This is a genomic window from Aggregatibacter sp. Marseille-P9115, from assembly GCF_920939465.1.
Classification (GTDB): Bacteria; Pseudomonadota; Gammaproteobacteria; order Enterobacterales; family Pasteurellaceae; genus Aggregatibacter; species Aggregatibacter segnis_B.
The window spans coordinates 2,021,285-2,040,018 of the sequence record NZ_OV100759.1; the positions used below are offsets into that span (position 1 = coordinate 2,021,285).

An 18,734-nucleotide genomic window follows, 5' to 3' on the forward strand; every position below is an offset into this window, starting at 1 on the left:
CAAGATCTTATGCTGACGTATTCATGCTAAAACACCGCTTTCATCACTCCATCATTTGGATTTTGCTCGCTTTTCTGGCATTTGCTTGTTTGCCGGTGCGCGCCTTGGATTATGGTCTTTTGGGCGCAAGCGCCAAAGAATATTTTGCTGCGATGGGATGGGCTCAGATCCATATCAGTTGGCTGTGGTTTGGTGCATTATGGATTTTCCCCTTTTTTCAGCGACTGCCTGATTCTCGCCGCTCGGCAAAAATAACCGTTATTTTGACCGCACTTTTGGTCGCGTTCATTTGGTTCTCGGCGGAGGCCTATGCTTTCCGTTTCGGCTATGCGGTGATTTTCCTGTTTATTACCATCGGCGCCATATTCGTGGATGCCTTAGCGCGTTTAGGTTTTTTACGGGGAGATCGTTTTTTATTGGCGGTCGCCACAGGGCTTGCCGTGTTGGTGATCGGCTTTATTTTTTATCCGATCACCGCATTATTTACGATCTTTTTTACCGGCGAATCCGGTGAGTTTGGCAATGTTTTTACGTTATTAAACCACCTTGGGTTGTGGAAAGTCATTGGTAATTCCTTGGCAGTGTCCTCTGCCGTGGGTTTGTGTTCTGTTGCCTTTGCCCTTGTTTTGGCGTTATACACCACAAGAATCGCCAAACGCAGTTTGTTTATCAGTAAGATCTTTTCCTTATTGCCGATGGTGACGCCGCCATTTGTGGTGAGTTTAGGCGTGATGTTGATGTTTGGGCGCTCAGGCTATGTCACTCAATTTCTCGGGCAACATTTTGGTGTGAGTCCGAATTGGCTTTATGGCTTTAACGGTATTCTGATTTCCCACACGTTGGCACTCACGCCAATGGCCTTTATGTTGTTGGAAGGCGCATTAAAAAACCTTTCCCCAAAATTAGAAGAGGCCGCCGTCATACTCGGCGCAAATCGTTGGCAGAGTTTCCGTTTTATCGTGTTGCCGTTATTGAAACCGGCATTAGCCAATGCCTTTTTAATCGTGATGGTGCAATCTTTGGCGGATTTCAGCTCGCCTTTTGTGTTAGGTGGCAATTTTGATGTGTTAGCAACGCAAATTTATTTTTACATTGTGGGGGCACAAAACGATTATTTCTCCGCAAGTGCCTTGGGGATTATTTTGTTAAGCATCTCCCTCGGGATTTTCTGGCTGCAATATCATTTTATCGGACGTAAAAATTACGTTACACTCTCGGGCAAAGGGTTTGAAGGTCGAAATACGCCTTTATCTTTCGGTTTAAAAATTACCGTTGTGAGCATTTTTGCTGCCTGGGTTGGTTTCAATGCGTTATTGTATGGAAGTATTTTTTACGGCAGCGTGATGCAGAACTGGGGTGTTAATCACACTTTTACCTTGCAGCACTACATCATGTTATTCGGACAAGGCTGGAAGAACGGCGCAATTCCGTCCTTATTGCAAACCGTATTATTCGCGGTGATCGCCGCACCTTTTACTGCCATGAGCGGCTTTTTATTGGCTTATTTCTTTTCTCGTCATCGCTTCTTCGGACAAAAACACATTGAATTTCTCACGCTACTCAGTTTTGCTGTGCCGGGGACGGTTGCCGGCGTGTCTTACATTCTTGCTTTCAATAATGCCCCACTTTATTTAACCGGCACAGGGGCGATCATTGTGCTTTCGATGGTTACACGTAACATGCCTATTGGTTTGCGTGCCGCGTTAGTGAATTTTAAACAACTCGATCCGGCATTGGATGAAGCCGCCTATTCTTTAAAAGCCAGTGCGTTTCAGACGTTACGTTTTATTACCTTGCCTTTATTGAAGCCCGCTTTATTGTCTGCCTTGGTGACCAGTTTTGTGCGAGCTATGACAACCATTAGCGCGATTATTTTCTTAGTTACACCAAGTACCCGCGTGGCAACTTCGTTTATTTTAAATCGGGTGGAAGACGGCGATTACGGTTTAGCCGTGGCCTATGGCGCCAGTTTAATTGTGATTATGATGCTGGTTATCGGCTTATTCGGTCGATGGGTCGGTGAGACAAAGTTAGGACGATAACATGACACAACATATTGAATTAAAACAGGTTTATAAGGCCTTTGGCTCAACCAAGGTATTGCAAGATTTCAATCTCGTTTTTGAAAAAGGCAAATTTACGACCTTATTGGGTGTATCAGGCTGTGGCAAAACTACCATTCTGCGCCTCATTGCCGGATTGGAAGATCTCGATCAAGGGCAAATTTTATGTGACGGAAAAGACATCAGTCGGCTACCGCCACAACAGCGTGGTGTCGGCATTGTGTTTCAATCCTATGCGCTTTTCCCGCATTTAACCGTCGGGGAAAATGTGGCGTTTGGTTTGAAAATGCAGGAACCCCATTCCTCAGACATCGCCGAAAAAGTCAGTCAAGCATTAAAAATGGTGGAGCTTGAGGGTTTTGAACATCGCCGTATCGAACAACTTTCCGGTGGACAACAACAACGTGTCGCCTTGGCGCGGGCGTTGGTGATTGCGCCACAAATTTTATTATTTGATGAGCCGTTAAGTAATTTGGATACCAACTTGCGTCGTACGATGCGTGAGATGATTCGTCATTTACAACAAAAACTCGGTATTACGGTGCTTTATGTGACTCACGATCAAACAGAAGCCTTTGCTATTTCCGATGCGGTAGTGGTCATGAACCAAGGAAAAGTCGAACAGATTGGTTTGCCGAATACGCTCTATCATCATCCAACCTCTCGTTTTACGGCAAACTTCATGGGGGAGGTGTCTTTCTTTCCGGTGACGGTAAAAAACGGAAAATATGTTTTAGCAGAAAATCCCTTGTCGATTGAATCGAATGAGCTACTACAGGATGGAAATTATTTACTCGGTATTCGACCGGAAGGCGTGTTATTAGAGTTAACAGGCGAACCTGCGGAACGTTGTGATGTGCAATCGGCGATGTCTATGGGGAACTATTGGGAAATTCAGGTGCGATGGCATGGGTTTCCATTATTGGTGCATTTAAATCCGAATGATTACATACCAAATCAGCCCGAGTATTTTGTTAAGTTACGTCCGATTGGTTGGTTTGTGCTGCCTGTAGAGGAATAGGAAAGACGGAAAGTGCGGTGGGTTTTTACCGTGTTTTTCGCCCTGTGTTAGACGAACAGGGCGAGGAAACTGGCGAGAGAGTATGAACAGAAAATGTCCGTTATTCTTTCCAAATAATATGATATTGGCGATCTTCTTCGCGGTGAGAAATTAAAAACTTGGCAAAAATATCGTTCATTTCATCTTGTTCATTCACCAAGCCAATCCAGACTTCAGCATATTCTTCCGGATCAATTAACACGCCAATTTCTTCTTCCCAGTTATCGGCGGTTTCGACAAACTCAACAGCGCCACGTTCTTCAAATTGCAGATTAAATAATAGAATATCGGCAGGATCGAGATTTTCCGGTGCCATTTCAAGAAAAATATCATAGGCAATATCAATCGCCGTATCGGGATCCAGTTTTTTGAATTCGCTCATTTGTGTATTCCATGAAAGTAAATTGGGGGCTCATCATAGCATAATTGCGGCGAAAGTGCGGTCGGTTTTTGTGGCGTTTTAAATGTGAAGAAAAGGGGCTTTTTTGAGCCCCTTTTTACTTGCTTATGCCATTTTTTTCACCGATTTGCGAACCACCAATTCAGGGTGGATTTCAATTTTTTCTTTTTGATCGGATTTATGGTTAATGCGTTCAAACAATAAATTCACGGCTTGCACACCTAAACGAGACTTAGATTGGTGCACGGTTGTTAGCGGCGGTGAATAAAAACGGGAGGCATGAATGTTGTCATAACCGATAATGGAAATATTTTCCGGTACGCGTAAACCTTTTTCGCCAATCGCAGAAATTGCACCCAACGCCATGAGATCGTTACAACAAAATACCGCGGTTGGTAAGTTATCTTGGCTTAAAATTTTATTCATGCACTCATAGCCGTCTTCCGGTTCAAAAAAGCCTTCCATTACCCAGTTCGGATTAACGGTTAAACCGGCTTCTTTCATGGCATGGATAAAGCCTTCATAACGGGTTTTAGCTGTCGTTTTAGTGAGTTCACCGGCAATAATACCGATGTGTTTATGGCCGTTTTCAATGAGATGTTTGGTGGCTAAATAGCCGCCATCAAAGCTGTTATCTTGGATGATGTCTGTGTACACGTTCGGACCCCAATCCATCACGACCATCGGGATATTTTCAAAGGAATGAAGTAGATTTAACGAATCCGGCAAGTATTCGGAACACATAACCAAAATACCATCTACGCGTTTTTTCGCTAGCATTTCCAAATGGTTTTTGATTTTTTCCGCATTATTTTGCGTGTTACACAGAAACAATGAATAACCTTGGCGATAGCAATGTTCTTCCACCGCATGAATGATTTCCGCAAAATAAGGCGCTTCACTGGTGGTGACGATCATGCCGATGGATTTGGTGGTATTCACTTTAAGGCTACGCGCCACCGCACTTGGGGAATAATTAAGATCTTTGATGGCCTGTAAAACCAAACTTTCGGTTTCTTGTGCCACAAAGCGGGTTTTATTGATCACGTGCGACACCGTGGTGGTGGATACGCCTGCCATTTTGGCAACATCTTTGATGGTAGCCATAACTTTCTCCCTAAAAAATTTTGGCTATTATAAAGAGGTAAGTGCTTTTGGTTAAGGGCATAACACAGAATTTTTATCAATCTGTCGCCTTTTTCATATTTGGTTGGCTTTTTGTGTGAATTTTTTGTTAAGATATAGGCTCTTTTAACATAAAGACAAAAAAAGAGGTGAATCATGGGGACTTTCGGTTATGCAATGATGACGGTTGCGCTTTCTCTTAGCGTGATTCTTGTTTTAGCGTTTTCCATTTTCTAATGAAAAACACATCAAAAAGAAACCGCACTTTAAAACGAAGTGCGGTTTCTTTTTAGAACCTTTCTTTTGTCTTTCCTGCTAATCCATCACGAATTTTATGTTCAAAAAAGGCATAGTCCACCAAAAAGGCATCATGACCATAGTCTGAGCTGAATTCGTAATAATTTAAATTCACGCCATTTTCTTCCAATAGCTGTTTACTTTTGCGCAATTCCGGCAATTTGAACAGTTGATCGTTATCCACAGAAACTAACGTGTAACGTGCTTGAATACGAGAAAGTGCAGTTTTTAAGTCAGCATAACCGAGGCTTGGATCGTATAAATCCAATGCGCGTAGTAAATGCAGGTAGCTATTGGCATCAAAGCGCGCAAGAAATTTCTGTCCTTGGTAGCTCAAATAAGATTCCACTTGGAAATAGTCACCCTGCAAATTGCCTTCTGCTTTGGTCGCGCGTCCGAAAGCTTTGGTCAGCTGAACATCCGTACGATAGGTCAGCATGCCCAGCATACGCGCTAACGCTAATCCTTTATCCGGTTTTGCACCCTCGTAATAATCGCCGTTATTAAAGTTTGGATCACTGATAACCGTTTGGCGCATAACGTGATTAAATCCGATGGCTTCTGCACTGAAAGACAGAGAAGAGCATAAATTCACTACATTAGAAACAAAATCAGGGTAATCAATCGCCCATTGATTGGCTTGCATTCCGCCAAAAGAACCACCTATGATGGCATGTAAATGTGGAATCGCCAGTGAGTCTAATAAGGCTTTTTGTACTTTTACAATATCTTGTACGACGACAGTAGGAAATTGGCTACCGTATGGGCGACCGGTTTGCGGATTCAGTGAAGATGGGCCGGTTGTGCCTTTGCAACCACCAAGCACATTGGAACAAATAAAGAAATAGCGCGAAGTATCTAATGCCAAACCGTCACCCATGAAATTTTGCCACCAACCTTGTTGGTTTGCCTCTTGCTCAAAATAAGGTTCTGCATCCCCAGTAAGGGCGTGGCAGATCAACACGGCATTGCTTTTATCTGCATTCAATACGCCGTAAGTTTGATAGGCGACATCAATATGTTCCAGTTGACCGCCTAACGTAAGCTGTAAAGGTTGATGGGTAAAAACGGTGGTCTTTTTTATTGTCATTGCAAAATCCGGCGCAATTTCTCTTGTTATCAGTAAAGGTGAGTAACGTTACATCCTGCGACTATTCCTTGTCAAGAAATTTTAGACGTCTAAACTTCTAGAGGTTTTTAAGGCTATAAATAACGAAATTACACTTGAATTCCAGGCTTTTTTTCATTATGTTGAATACCAATTTTTTCTGATAAAACAGCCAATGAAATTGAATTTAAAAGAAAAGTTACAAACATATTTCACGCTAACGCAGATGAAACGACTTTCCCGTTACATGGCGTTATTTATGGCTTTTTTTGCGATTTTGTTGGTGATTGTTGATCAGACCATTGGATACTATGTGCGTAATGACATCTACTACGACATCGAAAAAGTGCCAAATCGTCCTTATGGATTGGTGCTTGGCACGTCAAAATATTTCTCGGATAACACTCTGAATCTCTTTTATTACAATCGATTATTGACGGCTCAACGTTTGTTTGAAAAAAGAAAGGTGGATTATTTGTTGTTAAGTGGTGATAACCGTACATTGCAATACAATGAACCGCGTACCATGCTGAAAGATTTGAAAAAAATGGGCGTGCCACAAGAGTTTATTTATTTGGATTTCGCCGGTTTTCGCACGTTGGATTCCGTAGTTCGTGCCGATCAAGTGTTTAAAGCACATTCTCTTACAATCATTTCACAAAAATTCCACTGTGAACGAGCCTTGTTTATTGCGAAATTCCACAATATTGATGCCATTTGTTTTGTTGCCGATTATCCGCAAGGTTATACAAAAGTACGAGTGCGAGAATTTTTTGCCCGCTTGCAGGCTGTGTGGGATTTATTAATGGAAAGGGAACCGCACTTTTTAGGGGCGCCGGAACCTTTACCCCCTCCGGTGACGATTCCCGATGTGACGGATGCTAGCAGTGGTACTTAATCACTTTACGGGTTAACGGCGTACTATTTGCCGTAGCTTTATGTTTTTTCGAAATGGCATTAAACGCTAAATTCAATAGGGATTGCGACACTTTATCGTAATCTTGCACGCTACAAATCACCGGATTCTCCAATAACTCCAACATTTCAAAATGACCAAAGGTTGCAATCGTTAAGTGATGAGGCACATGCCCAAAACGTTGTAATAATACCAACATCACGCCTTCTAATAGCGTAAATGAAGTAGTAAAAATGGTTGTCGGCAAGTCCTCTTGTTCTGATAACCATTGTGCAAACGTATTTGTCGCATTGTTTTTATGAAATTTATCTGTATATAAATAATCAACTTTTACCGCTCTATCTTTCAGTGCCTTACGAAAACCCTGCTCACGTTCCTTGCTGGTAGGTAGTTCAGGCAATGCCCCAAAGAACAACACTTGCTGTTGATTCGGCAGTTTGAGAAATTCCTCTGCTAAGCGGCATGCATCCCCTTCATCATCGGTCAAGACATTCACTACGTTTGGTGATTGAATACGGCGATCAAAACCAATAATTGGTACATCGGCATTTTGATAAAAATCTGTGTCATAGGGCAGAGCTGAAGAGACAATCAATGCATCAATTTGACGTTGTAATAAATGTTTTACACAATTTTGTTCATTCTCAATGTGATCATTCGAACAAGAAATTAACAGCTGATATCCTTTTTCCCGCAAACGGTTTTCTAATTTGTTTGCGATTTTGGCGTAACTGATATTTTCAAAATCAGGAATAATCAAACCAATAGTTTTACTTTTGCCCACGCGCAAGCTTGCCGCCATGGCATTGGGTTTGAAATCATATTGCTTAATCAGCGCCTGCACTTTGGCTATCGTGCTATCGCTTACGCGATATTGTTTAGCTTTTCCATTCACAACGTAGCTCACCGTTGTGCAAGAAACGCCCGCCAACTTGGCGATTTCATCTAATTTCACATTAACTCCTTATAAATGTCAGAAATAGATCGTAGATTGATTAAATTGCACAAATTTTGCATGTAACTACGCAGATTATAGCACCTCATTTTATTAAAAATGGAATGCATGTCACAAAATTGTTTATTTTTTATGGTAATGTACATATTGTACGTACTATGTAATATATTTGTATCTAATAGTTAGATATATATGTAAAGAGTTAAGGATAACATAATGGATATGATGATTAATGGAAAAAATTTAGAAAAAGTTTTTTGTAATCTATTGAATCAGTATAAGTATTTTTCTTTTGCAACTGCTTGGGCATCCACCGCTCATAATTCTTTTAAAGAACTAGTTTTATCAGAAAGTAAGATAAAAACTTCAACCATAGGATTGCATTTTTATCAAACTGAACCAAAAGTTTTAGAAAAACTTTATCAAAATAAAAATGTTAAATTTGTGTTGCAGACAAATGGTGTTTTTCATCCTAAAATATATTTGTTTTGGAATAGCTCTAAAGATTGGAGCGTATTAATAGGGAGTGCAAATTTTACCAAGTGTGCTTTTTCAGGAAAGAATTTTGAGAATATGATTTTCTTATCCAATGTTAATTCATGTAATACCCTTTTTAAGGAGATTAAATCGCTTTTAGAATCTTGTTTTAATCATAAGGATGCGCGATTTATTGATTTTAATTATATAAATAAATATATGAAATTATATTCCTTTAAACATAAAAACTTGGAGAGGTTATCCAATATATATTCTAATATAGAATTTGAAAGGTTACCTATTGATATAGATATACTAACTTATTCTTGGGAAGATTATTTTTATGAAGTAAAAATAGATAAACATCATAATTTTGATGATAGGCTAGAAATGTTACAAACCATACAGTGTTGTTTTGAGGAGAAAGAACATTTTAAATGTATGAGTTTAAATGATAGAAAACATATTGGAGGGCTTCTAAATGCTGGATATTCAAATTCTGGATGGTTTGGTAGTATGATAGGAAATGGAGTTTTTCATCATGAAATAAATGTTAATAACCCAATAATTTCAAGTGCTTTAGATATTGTTCCTTTAACTGGGGTAGTTGATAGAAAATGTTTTTTAGAATATATAAGAATTTTTAATTCAGTTAAATCCTTTAGACAAAACCCTTTAGGTAGTTCAACTAGATTAATTACAATGAAGAGACCAGATTTGTTTTTTTGTATTAATATACAGAATAAGAGATTAGGTAAAGAATTAGGTATAAAAAATTTAAATAAAGTGAATGCGGAACGTTATTGGGATGAATTTTTACAGAGACTATACGATACAGATTGGTTTAATAGTACTCCACCAGATCGCAGTGATAAAGAATTACTAGCCTGGAAGTATAGAATGGCATTAATTGACTGTATATATTATGATAAAAAGTAATTATTGAGAGCATCCTATTATAGTTTATGATAAATAGAAATTACCTTTATTAAGGAGTTAGTAGCTCTAGATGTCAATAATATAATCTAATGTGCGGTCAAAATTTACAACGAATTTTGACCGCACTTGATGTTTATATAGCGGCTATAAATAGCCCTTTTCTCCACGTGGTAAGCTCACTAAACCGGAGCGGACGATTTCGATGACAACGGCTTCTTCTTTTAGGGTGCTCACGAAGGCGTCCAGTTTGTCTTTGGTGCCGGTGAGTTGGATGATGTAAGACTTCGTGGTGACGTCTACAATTTGCGCACGGAAAATATCCGTCAAACGTTTCAGTTCTTCTCTCGCCGCGCCTTGTGCTCGGACTTTAATTAACATCACTTCACGCTCAACGTGTTCACAGTCGCTTAAATTAATCACTTTGAACACATCCACTAATTTGTGCAATTGCTTTTCAATTTGCTCTAGCACTTGTTCATCACCGTAGGTTTCGATCGTCATACGGGATAACGTTGGATCGTCTGTTGGTGCTACGGTAAGGCTTTCAATGTTGAAAGCACGTTGTGAGAATAAGGCAACGACACGGGATAACGCGCCTGATTCATTTTCGAGTAATACTGATAAAATTCTACGCATTATGCATTCTCCGGTTTAGTTAAAATCATTTCATTCATAGCGCCGCTACGCACTTGCATTGGGTAAACGTGTTCGTTGGCATCAACGTTGACGTCAACAAAGACCAGTTTGTTTTTAATGCTGAACGCTTGTTTGAGTTTTTCTTCCAATTCTTCCGGTTTGGCGATTTGAATACCCACATGATCGTAGGCTTCCGCTAATTTCACGAAATCCGGTAACGAGTTCATGTAAGTTTGCGAATGGCGACCGGAGTAAATCAAATCCTGCCATTGTTTCACCATGCCGAGGAAATGGTTGTTCAAACAAATGACGACGATAGGAATATCATACTGTTTGGCGGTAGAAAGCTCTTGAATGTTCATTTGAATACTCCCATCACCGGTAATACAAACCACCGTCGCTTTCGGATCGGCGAGTTTGACACCAAGTGCAGCAGGTAAACCGAACCCCATGGTGCCGAGCCCTCCCGAGTTGATCCAACGCCGTGGTTTGTCGAACGGGTAGTGTAAGGCTGCGAACATTTGGTGTTGTCCTACATCAGATGCCACATAAGCATCACCCTTGGTTAGGCGATAAATCGTTTCAAGCACTTGCTGTGGTTTGATAACGCCACTGTTGCAATCGAAATCGAGGCATTTTTCTGCTTTCCATTGTTCGATTTCTTTCCACCAATCAGTTAAATCAGATTGGGATTTAGCAAGATTTTCATCTTCCAATAACGATAAAAATTCCTCTAATACGCTTTCTGCGCTGCCTACAATCGGAATCGCCACCGGTACGGTTTTGGAAATGGAGGTGGGATCCACATCCACATGAATCACTTTCGCATTCGGGCAATATTTCGCAAGATTATTGGTAGTGCGATCGTCAAAGCGAACGCCGATACCTAAAATTAAGTCACTGTTATGCATGGTGGTGTTGGCTTCATAAGTGCCGTGCATACCGAGCATACCAAGGAATTGTTTATCCGTGCCGGGGAAAGCACCTAAGCCCATAAGAGAAGAGGTGACCGGCAAATTTAACTGTTTAGCAAAGCGTGTTAAGGCATCGTGGCAGTTGGCCGAAATCACACCACCGCCCACAAAAAGCACCGGTTTTTTTGCCACCAATAAGGCTTTTAATGCTTTTTTGATTTGCCCTTTGTGACCTTGCACCGTTGGGCTGTAAGAACGCAAAGTGACTTCTTCCGGATAAGTGTAGGCAAATTTGTTCAACGGATTGAGTATGTCTTTCGGTAAATCAATCACGACTGGACCTGGACGACCGGTAGAGGCAATATAAAAGGCTTTCTTAATGATGGTCGGAATGTCCTCCGGGTTTTTAACTAAAAAACTGTGTTTCACGACCGGACGGGAAATCCCCACCATGTCGCATTCTTGGAAGGCATCACTACCAATTAATCCTGATGGTACTTGTCCGGAAAGCACCACTAACGGAATAGAATCCGCATATGCCGTAGCAATGCCGGTAATGGCATTGGTGGCACCGGGGCCGGAGGTAACTAAAACACAGCCTACTTTACCGGTGGCTCGTGCGTAACCATCAGCCATGTGTACTGCGGCTTGTTCGTGGCGTACTAAAATATGTTCAATACCGCCGAGGGTATGAATGGCATCATAAATGTCTAAAACTGCACCGCCAGGATAACCAAATAAAAATTCAACACCTTGATCACGCAAGGATTGAACGACCATTTCTGCTCCCGATAATTTTTTCATTTTCACCTCTTAATATGTTGTCTTAAAAAACACTGATTTTTTTGACCGCACTTTTACATAAACAACGTAAATGTGGGTACTTTGTAGGGGATGGAATTATTTGTAATAGAAAGCAGCTGAATTGTCTATTTAAAATTTGATGAGAAAATGAAATTTTTCTGGATTTATCAGTATAAAATTCTTTTAAAGTTTTAATTTTGGTGTTTTATAAAATTATTTTTATTTTAGGTATAAAAAATGCGACTTTATGCCGCATTTTATAAATTTAACAAAATTATATTTTTTGTTTTGGTTTTGTGCGCCAGATCACAATTTAGCGTTTTTTAAAGATAAACACGAGTAAGGCAAGTACAGCACCTGTGGTGATAAAACCAAGTAGGCCGGAATAGGTGAAACCGACAACGATATAGCCCGCAATAGTTGCGGTTGCCACGATAAGGGCATAAGGCAACTGTGAGGTAACGTGATCCATGTGGTCGCATTTTGCTCCAGTGGAAGACAAAATGGTCGTATCGGATACCGGTGAGCAGTGGTCACCGCAAACGGCTCCCGCCATCACTGCCGATAAGCAAGGCAACATAAATTCCACAGAACCCGGCATTGCGTGAGAAGCAATCGCAGCAGCGATTGGCAACATAATACCGAATGTTCCCCAGCTGGTACCTGTGGAGAATGCCATAACGGATGCCAAAATAAATAAAAGTGCAGGTAATAAAGCAAGTGGCAATGTATCGGAAACTAAAGACGCTAAATAAGCCCCGGTTTTCACATCGCTTACCACATTATTAATTGTCCATGCGAAGAATAAAATGAGAATTGCACCGGACATGGATTTAATCCCTACGCCCCATGCTTTGATATATTCGGAGACATTCACCAAACGATCGGCAAAAATACAAAGTGAAGCAACTAATACCGCACTTAAACCACCGGTAACTAATGACACGCCAACGGTGGTATTTTCAAATGCCCCTAAGATGGAGAAAGGTTTTCCATCAGCTGCTAAAGCTTCGTTACCGGTATACATCATGGCGGAAACGGTCACGATAATTAAGGTTAAAATCGGTAATACAAGATTACGTACATGGCCTTTGACGTCAGAGAGTTGTTCTTCTTCTGTATTTTCAGCTTCTAACGCTAGTTTCTCATGTTGTGCCATCGAGCCAATATCAAAAGAGAAATAGGCAACAAAGAACACCATTAAAATAGAGAAAATGGCATAAAAGTTCATGGCACTCATCGCCATAAAGGCGCCGATTGGGGTATAACCGGTGAGTGAGTAGGTTGCAAATAAGCCTGCGATTAACGTAATAATGTACGCTCCCCAGCTAGACACCGGCATAAGCACGCACATTGGGGCTGCGGTAGAGTCGAGAATATAGGCTAATTTAGCACGAGAGACGTTGAATTTATCGGTAATTGGGCGAGCAATTGCACCAACTGCTAAGCTGTGGAAATAGTCATCAATAAAGGTAATGAAAACCAACGCAGCGGCAACTAATTTTGCACCACGACGATCTTTAATGTGTTTTTGCGCCCATTCGGCAAATGCGCGGTTACTGCCGGACATACTTAAAAGTGCGGTCAAAACGCCAAGCAATAATAAGAAAAGCAGAATGTTAATGTTGTTGCTATTCAAACCGTCTTCTTTAATGAAGAGGGACGAAATATTATTTTTTAAATACACTAAGGTATTCAGCGGTTCAAAGTTCGTCAACATGGCGGCACCGACCAGAATCCCGACACTTAAAGAAAGGATAACTTTACGTGTAACAATCGCTAATAGCAATGCAAGTAAAGGAGGAAGTATTGACCAAATTGACGATGAATAATCGATGAGTTCCATATGTTGTTCTACCTAAAATTAAGGGAGAACCACTGACTTTAAATATTTAGAATGACCAGAAATGATTTAAAACGGCAGGTAAATAAAGACCTAACCTAACCAGTAGCGCTCCATAGTTGTTATTGACTATGACAGTGACGGTTCTTTCGAAGACGCCACCAACCAGTTAAAACGACTTTTAACTGATTTCGGCAAACGTTCCTTTCCATTTTCTTCATCGTTATCCACTCTGAAAATATACTTATAACGTTTGCACCTCTACGTATGTATAGGACACCACAAGACTACAATAAAAAAAGAGAAATGCCAATAAGGAAATGGCATTTTGTGTGATAAATAAATTTAATAAATTCTGTTTACCTGGAATATTTATTTGTTTATGATAGCCGCTGTTATATTAATAACAGATATCGGAGGTAAATTTAATGACTGAAGTGTTAAAGGTTTTAACAAATATTCGTAGTTTACGCGTACTTGCCAAAAATGAATCTTTGGAATTATTAGAAAGTATTTTAGAAAAGTTACAACTGGTTATTTCTGAAAAAAGAGAAGAACTCTTGAAAATTCAACAAGAGGAAAAAGAGCGTCAAGAACGTATTGCTAAATATAAAGACTTATTAAAGCAAGAAGGTATTACAATAGATGAATTAGCTGAAATTTTAGGTGCGGAAGTTCCTCGTAAAAAGCGAGAAGCACGCCCGGCAAAGTATCAGTATGTTGATGAAAATGGCGTGACAAAAACTTGGACTGGTCAAGGCCGTACGCCAAAAGCGATTCAAACAAAATTAGATAAAGGTCAATCTTTATCCGATTTTGAAATTTAATATTGTTTTTAATTATCGTGAGAAACCCATTTTTATGGGTTTCTTTTTTATTAAGAGGATAATATGGTTGAAAATAAAATATTATTGACGGATTGTCCTGATGCTAAAGGACTTATTTCTAAGATCACAAATATTTGTTATAAGCATCAATTAAATATTGTGCATAATAATGAATTTGTTGATTTTGAAACCAAACATTTTTTTATGCGCACGGAATTACAAGGGATTTTTAATGAAGAAACCTTGTTGGCCGATTTAGCGCTGAGTTTACCTGAAGGGACAAATTGCCGTCTCATCAGTGCAAAACGTAAACGAATTGTGATTTTAGTGACGAAAGAGGCGCATTGTTTAGGTGATATTTTAATGAAAAATTACTATGGTGGTCTTGACGTAGAGATTGCAGCGGTGATTGGAAATCATGATTCATTGCGTACGTTGGCAGAACGTTTTGATGTACCGTTTTTCTGCATTAGTCATCAAGATTTAACCCGTGAAGAACACGATGAGTTGCTCGCTGAAAAAATTGATGAATTTGCGCCGGATTACATTGTGCTTGCGAAGTATATGCGAGTGCTAAATCCAAAATTTGTGGCGCGTTATCCTAATCGAGTTATTAATATTCACCACTCATTCTTACCGGCATTTATTGGTGCAAAACCTTATCAACAAGCCTACGAACGTGGCGTGAAAATTATTGGTGCAACAGCGCATTTTATTAATAATGAGTTGGATCAAGGGCCGATTATTATGCAAAATGTGATCAATATTGACCACACTTACAGCGCTGAAGCTATGATGAAAGCCGGTCGCGATGTAGAAAAAACAGTATTGAGTCGCGCTTTAGATTTGGCATTGCACGATCGTATTTTCGTTTATAAAAATAAAACGATTGTTTTATAGACCGCACTTTAATTGCTACAATAAGCACCATTCTGATTTAAGCCACCTTTCCGCCAAAAATCGAGGAAAGGTGGATTTTTTATTAATGATGATTTAAGGCTTGAAAAGTAAAGCTTAAGCCTTCATATACAACGACGTTACAAAATACAAGACAGGTTATGGGTAAGAAAAAACGCTCAGCGAGTTCTACTCGCTGGTTAAACGAACATTTTAAAGATCCTTTTGTACAAAAAGCGCATAAGCAAAAACTGCGTTCCCGTGCATATTTCAAGCTTGATGAAATCCAGCAAACAGACCGTTTATTTAAACCGGGTATGACAGTGGTCGATCTTGGTGCGGCTCCGGGGGGGTGGTCGCAGTATGTCGTCAGCCAAATTGGTCGGAATGGACGGGTTATCGCTTGTGATATTTTGGAGATGGATCCCATTGTAGGGGTTGATTTCCTACAAGGGGATTTCCGTGATGAAAATGTCCTGAGTACTTTGCTACAACGCGTTGGTGAAGAAAAAGTTGATGTGGTGATGTCGGATATGGCGCCTAATTTCAGTGGAATGCCATCAGTGGATATTCCACGCGCAATGTATTTGGTCGAGCTTGCATTGGATATGTGCAAACAGGTGTTGGCGAACAAAGGCAGTTTTGTTGTAAAAGTTTTTCAGGGTGAAGGTTTTGATGAATACTTAAAAGAGATTCGTTCTCTCTTTAGTGTGGTAAAAGTTCGGAAACCTGAGGCCTCTCGAGATCGCTCTCGGGAAGTTTATATCGTTGCAAGTGGCTATAAGTTTTAATAGGTTAAGTAACAAAGAAAGACAATCAATTTGATAACTTTAACTTTCGAAACAAATATAGTAACCTTGCAACATTTTATTAACTTTATAAGTATGGGGTAATGCCTTGAACGATATGGTAAAAAATTTAATTCTTTGGGTTGTTGTTGCTGTTGTAATGATGACGGCATATCAAAGTTTTAATTCGACTTCTACCGGTAGTGTAACGGACTATACAACTTTTATTACTGATGTTGAAAATAGTCAGGTGCGTCAGGCTAAGTTTGAAGACAATGAAATTTTAGTTACCAAAGCAGACGGTTCTAGATATACAACAGTCATTCCTTTAGAAGATAAAAACTTACTGAATGATTTATTAAATAAAAAAGTCAAAGTAGAAGGTACGCCTCCGGAAAGAAGAGGATTATTATCTCAAATCTTGATTGCTTGGTTTCCGATGTTGTTATTAATCGGCGTTTGGATTTTCTTCATGCGTCAAATGCAAGGCGGTGGCGGTAAAGCCATGAGTTTTGGTAAAAGCCGTGCGCGAATGATGACACAAGAGCAAATCAAAACCACTTTTGCCGATGTAGCAGGTTGTGATGAAGCGAAAGAAGAAGTGGCTGAAATCGTTGACTTCTTACGTGAACCGAAAAAATTCCAAAATTTAGGCGGTAAAATTCCAAAAGGGATTTTAATGGTTGGTCCTCCAGGTACCGGTAAAACGTTATTGGCAAAAGCGATTGCCGGTGAAGCGAAAGTACCTTTCTTCACGATTTCCGGTTCTGATTTCGTTGAAATGTTCGTAGGGGTCGGGGCTTCTCGTGTGCGCGATATGTTTGAACAAGCGAAGAAAAATGCGCCTTGTTTGATTTTTATCGATGAAATCGATGCCGTTGGTCGCCAACGTGGTGCAGGGCTTGGTGGTGGTCATGATGAACGCGAGCAAACCTTAAACCAAATGTTGGTTGAAATGGATGGATTTGAAGGCAATGAAGGCGTTATCGTGATTGCTGCAACGAACCGTCCGGATGTTTTAGACCCAGCGTTAACCCGCCCGGGACGTTTCGACCGTCAAGTTGTGGTTGGATTGCCTGATGTGAAAGGTCGTGAGCAAATTCTTAAAGTTCACATGCGAAAAGTACCTGTTGGGCCGGATGTTGATGCAATGACCCTTGCGCGTGGTACGCCAGGTTATTCCGGTGCGGATTTGGCAAACTTGGTGAATGAAGCGGCGTTATTTGCTGCACGCACCAATAAACGTATCGTTACGATGGTTGAGTTTGAAAAAGCCAAAGACAAAATCAACATGGGACCTGAACGTCGCACCATGATCATGACTGATAAGCAAAAAGAGTCCACCGCATATCATGAAGCGGGTCATGCCATTGTCGGTTATTTGGTGCCGGAACACGATCCTGTGCATAAAGTGACAATCATTCCGCGCGGACGTGCTTTAGGTGTAACCTTCTTCTTACCGGAAGGCGACCAAGTCAGCATCAGTCAAAAACAATTAGAAAGTAAACTTTCTACATTGTATGCAGGACGTTTAGCAGAAGACTTGATTTACGGCGAAGAAAATATTTCGACAGGGGCTTCTAACGATATTAAAGTGGCAACTAATATTGCTCGTAACATGGTTACTCAATGGGGTTTCTCCGATAAACTTGGTCCAATTCTTTACACTGAGGATGACGGGGAAGTGTTCTTGGGACGTTCCATGGCGAAAGCAAAACACATGTCTGATGAAACTGCGCATGTGATCGATGAGGAAGTTCGTGCGATTGTGAGTCGTAACTATGAACGTGCCAGACAAATTTTAATCGACAATATGGATATTTTACACGCCATGAAAGATGCATTAGTAAAATATGAAACCATTGAAGAAGAGCAAATTAAACAGTTGATGAATCGCCAACCGGTCACACCACCTGCTGGCTGGGAAGAACCAAGAGGTACTAATCGCGCTGAGCCTAAAGCAGCAGAGACTCAACAGGCTGAAAGTGCGGTAGAAAAAAACGACGATTCTACCTCCTCTGATAACTAAACAAAAAAAGCCTTTTCGGTTCGCCGCAAAGGCTTTATTATTGCAACCCGCTTCTTTAAGCGGGTTTATTTTTGGGAGTCAAAATGGAACATCATATCGAAGATTTAATCCATATTTTTAATCAATGTTTTGAACAAGAATACAACACCAAATTAGTCAAAGGGGGTGATGAGCCATTGTATGTCCCGGCAAATGAGGATTGCCCTTACAATGCCATTTATTTTGCGCGTGGTTTTTACAGCAGTGGATTACATGAAATCGCCCACTGGCTGGTCGCCGGTAAAGAACGCCGTAAATTAGAAGATTTTGGCTATTGGTATGAACCTGATGGACGTAGCGAAGCGCAACAACGTTTATTTGAAAAAGTGGAAGTCAAACCGCAAGCATTAGAATGGATTTTGGCAACCGCTGCCGGTTTTCGTTATTTTGCCAGCGCTGATAATCTCAACGGACAACCTGGCGATACTCAACCGTTTAAACAGGCGGTCTATGAACAAGTGAAGGTCTATGCGGAAAAAGGTTTACCAAAACGGGCGGAAACTTTGCGACAAGCATTAGTTAAGTTTTACGGCACAGAAGACGGTATTGATCTAACGAAGTTTGATGTGACAAGAATTTAGTTTAGAACGTAAAAGTGCGGTCATAAAATCTAACAA

Annotated in this window: 16 protein-coding genes and 1 riboswitch; of the genes, 9 read left to right on the forward strand and 7 right to left on the reverse strand. The window is 40.4% G+C overall.

Annotated elements, in window-relative coordinates:
• The first annotated feature begins 23 nt into the window (after positions 1-23).
• Together LQ983_RS09715 and LQ983_RS09720 are read left to right on the forward strand one after the other, a co-directional pair.
• Positions 24-2,042 (forward strand): iron ABC transporter permease, encoded by a 2,019-nt coding sequence (locus LQ983_RS09715; RefSeq protein WP_230622532.1) that lies wholly within the window; start codon positions 24-26, stop codon positions 2,040-2,042.
• A gap of 1 nt (position 2,043) precedes the next feature.
• A complete protein-coding gene (locus LQ983_RS09720) occupies positions 2,044-3,084 on the forward strand; it encodes an ATP-binding cassette domain-containing protein (RefSeq protein ID WP_230622533.1) in 1,041 nt (346 codons plus the stop codon).
• Positions 3,085-3,184: 100 nt separating this feature from the next.
• Here LQ983_RS09720 and LQ983_RS09725 read toward each other — a convergent pair whose 3' ends face one another.
• The 3 genes from LQ983_RS09725 to LQ983_RS09735 form a co-directional block, all read right to left on the reverse strand.
• Entirely contained in the window at positions 3,185-3,505 is a 321-nt protein-coding gene (locus tag LQ983_RS09725; RefSeq protein ID WP_109858789.1) for an HI1450 family dsDNA-mimic protein, read from the reverse strand.
• Positions 3,506-3,628: 123 nt separating this feature from the next.
• A complete protein-coding gene (gene purR / locus LQ983_RS09730) occupies positions 3,629-4,630 on the reverse strand; it encodes an HTH-type transcriptional repressor PurR (RefSeq protein WP_111294178.1) in 1,002 nt (333 codons plus the stop codon).
• A 307-nt stretch (positions 4,631-4,937) separates the two neighbouring features.
• Positions 4,938-6,035 (reverse strand): homoserine O-acetyltransferase, encoded by a 1,098-nt coding sequence (locus LQ983_RS09735; RefSeq protein ID WP_230622534.1) that lies wholly within the window; start codon positions 6,033-6,035, stop codon positions 4,938-4,940.
• Between the two features lie 193 nt (positions 6,036-6,228).
• On the opposite strand from LQ983_RS09735, the gene LQ983_RS09740 reads away from it, so the two are divergent.
• Positions 6,229-6,951 (forward strand): vancomycin high temperature exclusion protein, encoded by a 723-nt coding sequence (locus tag LQ983_RS09740; protein WP_230622535.1) that lies wholly within the window; start codon positions 6,229-6,231, stop codon positions 6,949-6,951.
• Here LQ983_RS09740 and cra read toward each other — a convergent pair.
• Complete coding sequence (gene cra, locus LQ983_RS09745) at positions 6,935-7,924, reverse strand: catabolite repressor/activator (RefSeq protein ID WP_230622536.1); 990 nt, start codon at positions 7,922-7,924, stop codon at positions 6,935-6,937. The genes LQ983_RS09740 and cra overlap by 17 nt on opposite strands.
• Before the next feature lie 216 nt (positions 7,925-8,140).
• Here cra and LQ983_RS09750 point away from each other — a divergent pair, with 216 nt between their 5' ends.
• Complete coding sequence (locus LQ983_RS09750) at positions 8,141-9,340, forward strand: phospholipase D family protein (protein WP_230622537.1); 1,200 nt, start codon at positions 8,141-8,143, stop codon at positions 9,338-9,340.
• Positions 9,341-9,484: 144 nt separating this feature from the next.
• Here the strand turns inward: LQ983_RS09750 and ilvN are convergent, their stop codons facing one another.
• From ilvN to LQ983_RS09765, 3 genes are all read right to left on the reverse strand, one after another.
• Positions 9,485-9,976 (reverse strand): acetolactate synthase small subunit, encoded by a 492-nt coding sequence (gene ilvN / locus LQ983_RS09755; protein ID WP_109432460.1) that lies wholly within the window; start codon positions 9,974-9,976, stop codon positions 9,485-9,487.
• The gene (locus LQ983_RS09760; protein WP_230622538.1) at positions 9,976-11,694 is read right to left on the reverse strand and encodes an acetolactate synthase 3 large subunit; all 1,719 of its coding nucleotides are present in this window, start codon (positions 11,692-11,694) and stop codon (positions 9,976-9,978) included. Before LQ983_RS09760 ends, ilvN begins: the two co-directional genes overlap by 1 nt.
• 313 nt (positions 11,695-12,007) lie before the next feature.
• Complete coding sequence (locus tag LQ983_RS09765; protein ID WP_230622539.1) at positions 12,008-13,540, reverse strand: Na+/H+ antiporter NhaC family protein; 1,533 nt, start codon at positions 13,538-13,540, stop codon at positions 12,008-12,010.
• A 95-nt stretch (positions 13,541-13,635) separates the two neighbouring features.
• Positions 13,636-13,809, reverse strand: a riboswitch (Lysine riboswitch).
• A gap of 156 nt (positions 13,810-13,965) precedes the next feature.
• Here LQ983_RS09765 and LQ983_RS09770 point away from each other — a divergent pair.
• The 5 genes from LQ983_RS09770 (at position 13,966) to LQ983_RS09790 (ending at position 18,698) form a co-directional block, all read left to right on the forward strand.
• The gene (locus LQ983_RS09770) at positions 13,966-14,364 is read left to right on the forward strand and encodes an H-NS family nucleoid-associated regulatory protein (RefSeq protein WP_230622540.1); all 399 of its coding nucleotides are present in this window, start codon (positions 13,966-13,968) and stop codon (positions 14,362-14,364) included.
• 63 nt (positions 14,365-14,427) lie between these two features.
• The gene (gene purU / locus LQ983_RS09775; RefSeq protein ID WP_230622541.1) at positions 14,428-15,264 is read left to right on the forward strand and encodes a formyltetrahydrofolate deformylase; all 837 of its coding nucleotides are present in this window, start codon (positions 14,428-14,430) and stop codon (positions 15,262-15,264) included.
• Positions 15,265-15,422: 158 nt separating this feature from the next.
• Positions 15,423-16,052, forward strand: a complete 630-nt coding sequence (rlmE, locus tag LQ983_RS09780; protein WP_230622542.1) for a 23S rRNA (uridine(2552)-2'-O)-methyltransferase RlmE — start codon at positions 15,423-15,425, stop codon at positions 16,050-16,052.
• Positions 16,053-16,167: 115 nt separating this feature from the next.
• Entirely contained in the window at positions 16,168-18,078 is a 1,911-nt protein-coding gene (gene ftsH / locus LQ983_RS09785; protein WP_230622648.1) for an ATP-dependent zinc metalloprotease FtsH, read from the forward strand.
• Between the two features lie 83 nt (positions 18,079-18,161).
• Complete coding sequence (locus LQ983_RS09790; RefSeq protein WP_230622543.1) at positions 18,162-18,698, forward strand: elongation factor P hydroxylase; 537 nt, start codon at positions 18,162-18,164, stop codon at positions 18,696-18,698.
• Positions 18,699-18,734 lie beyond the last annotated feature (36 nt).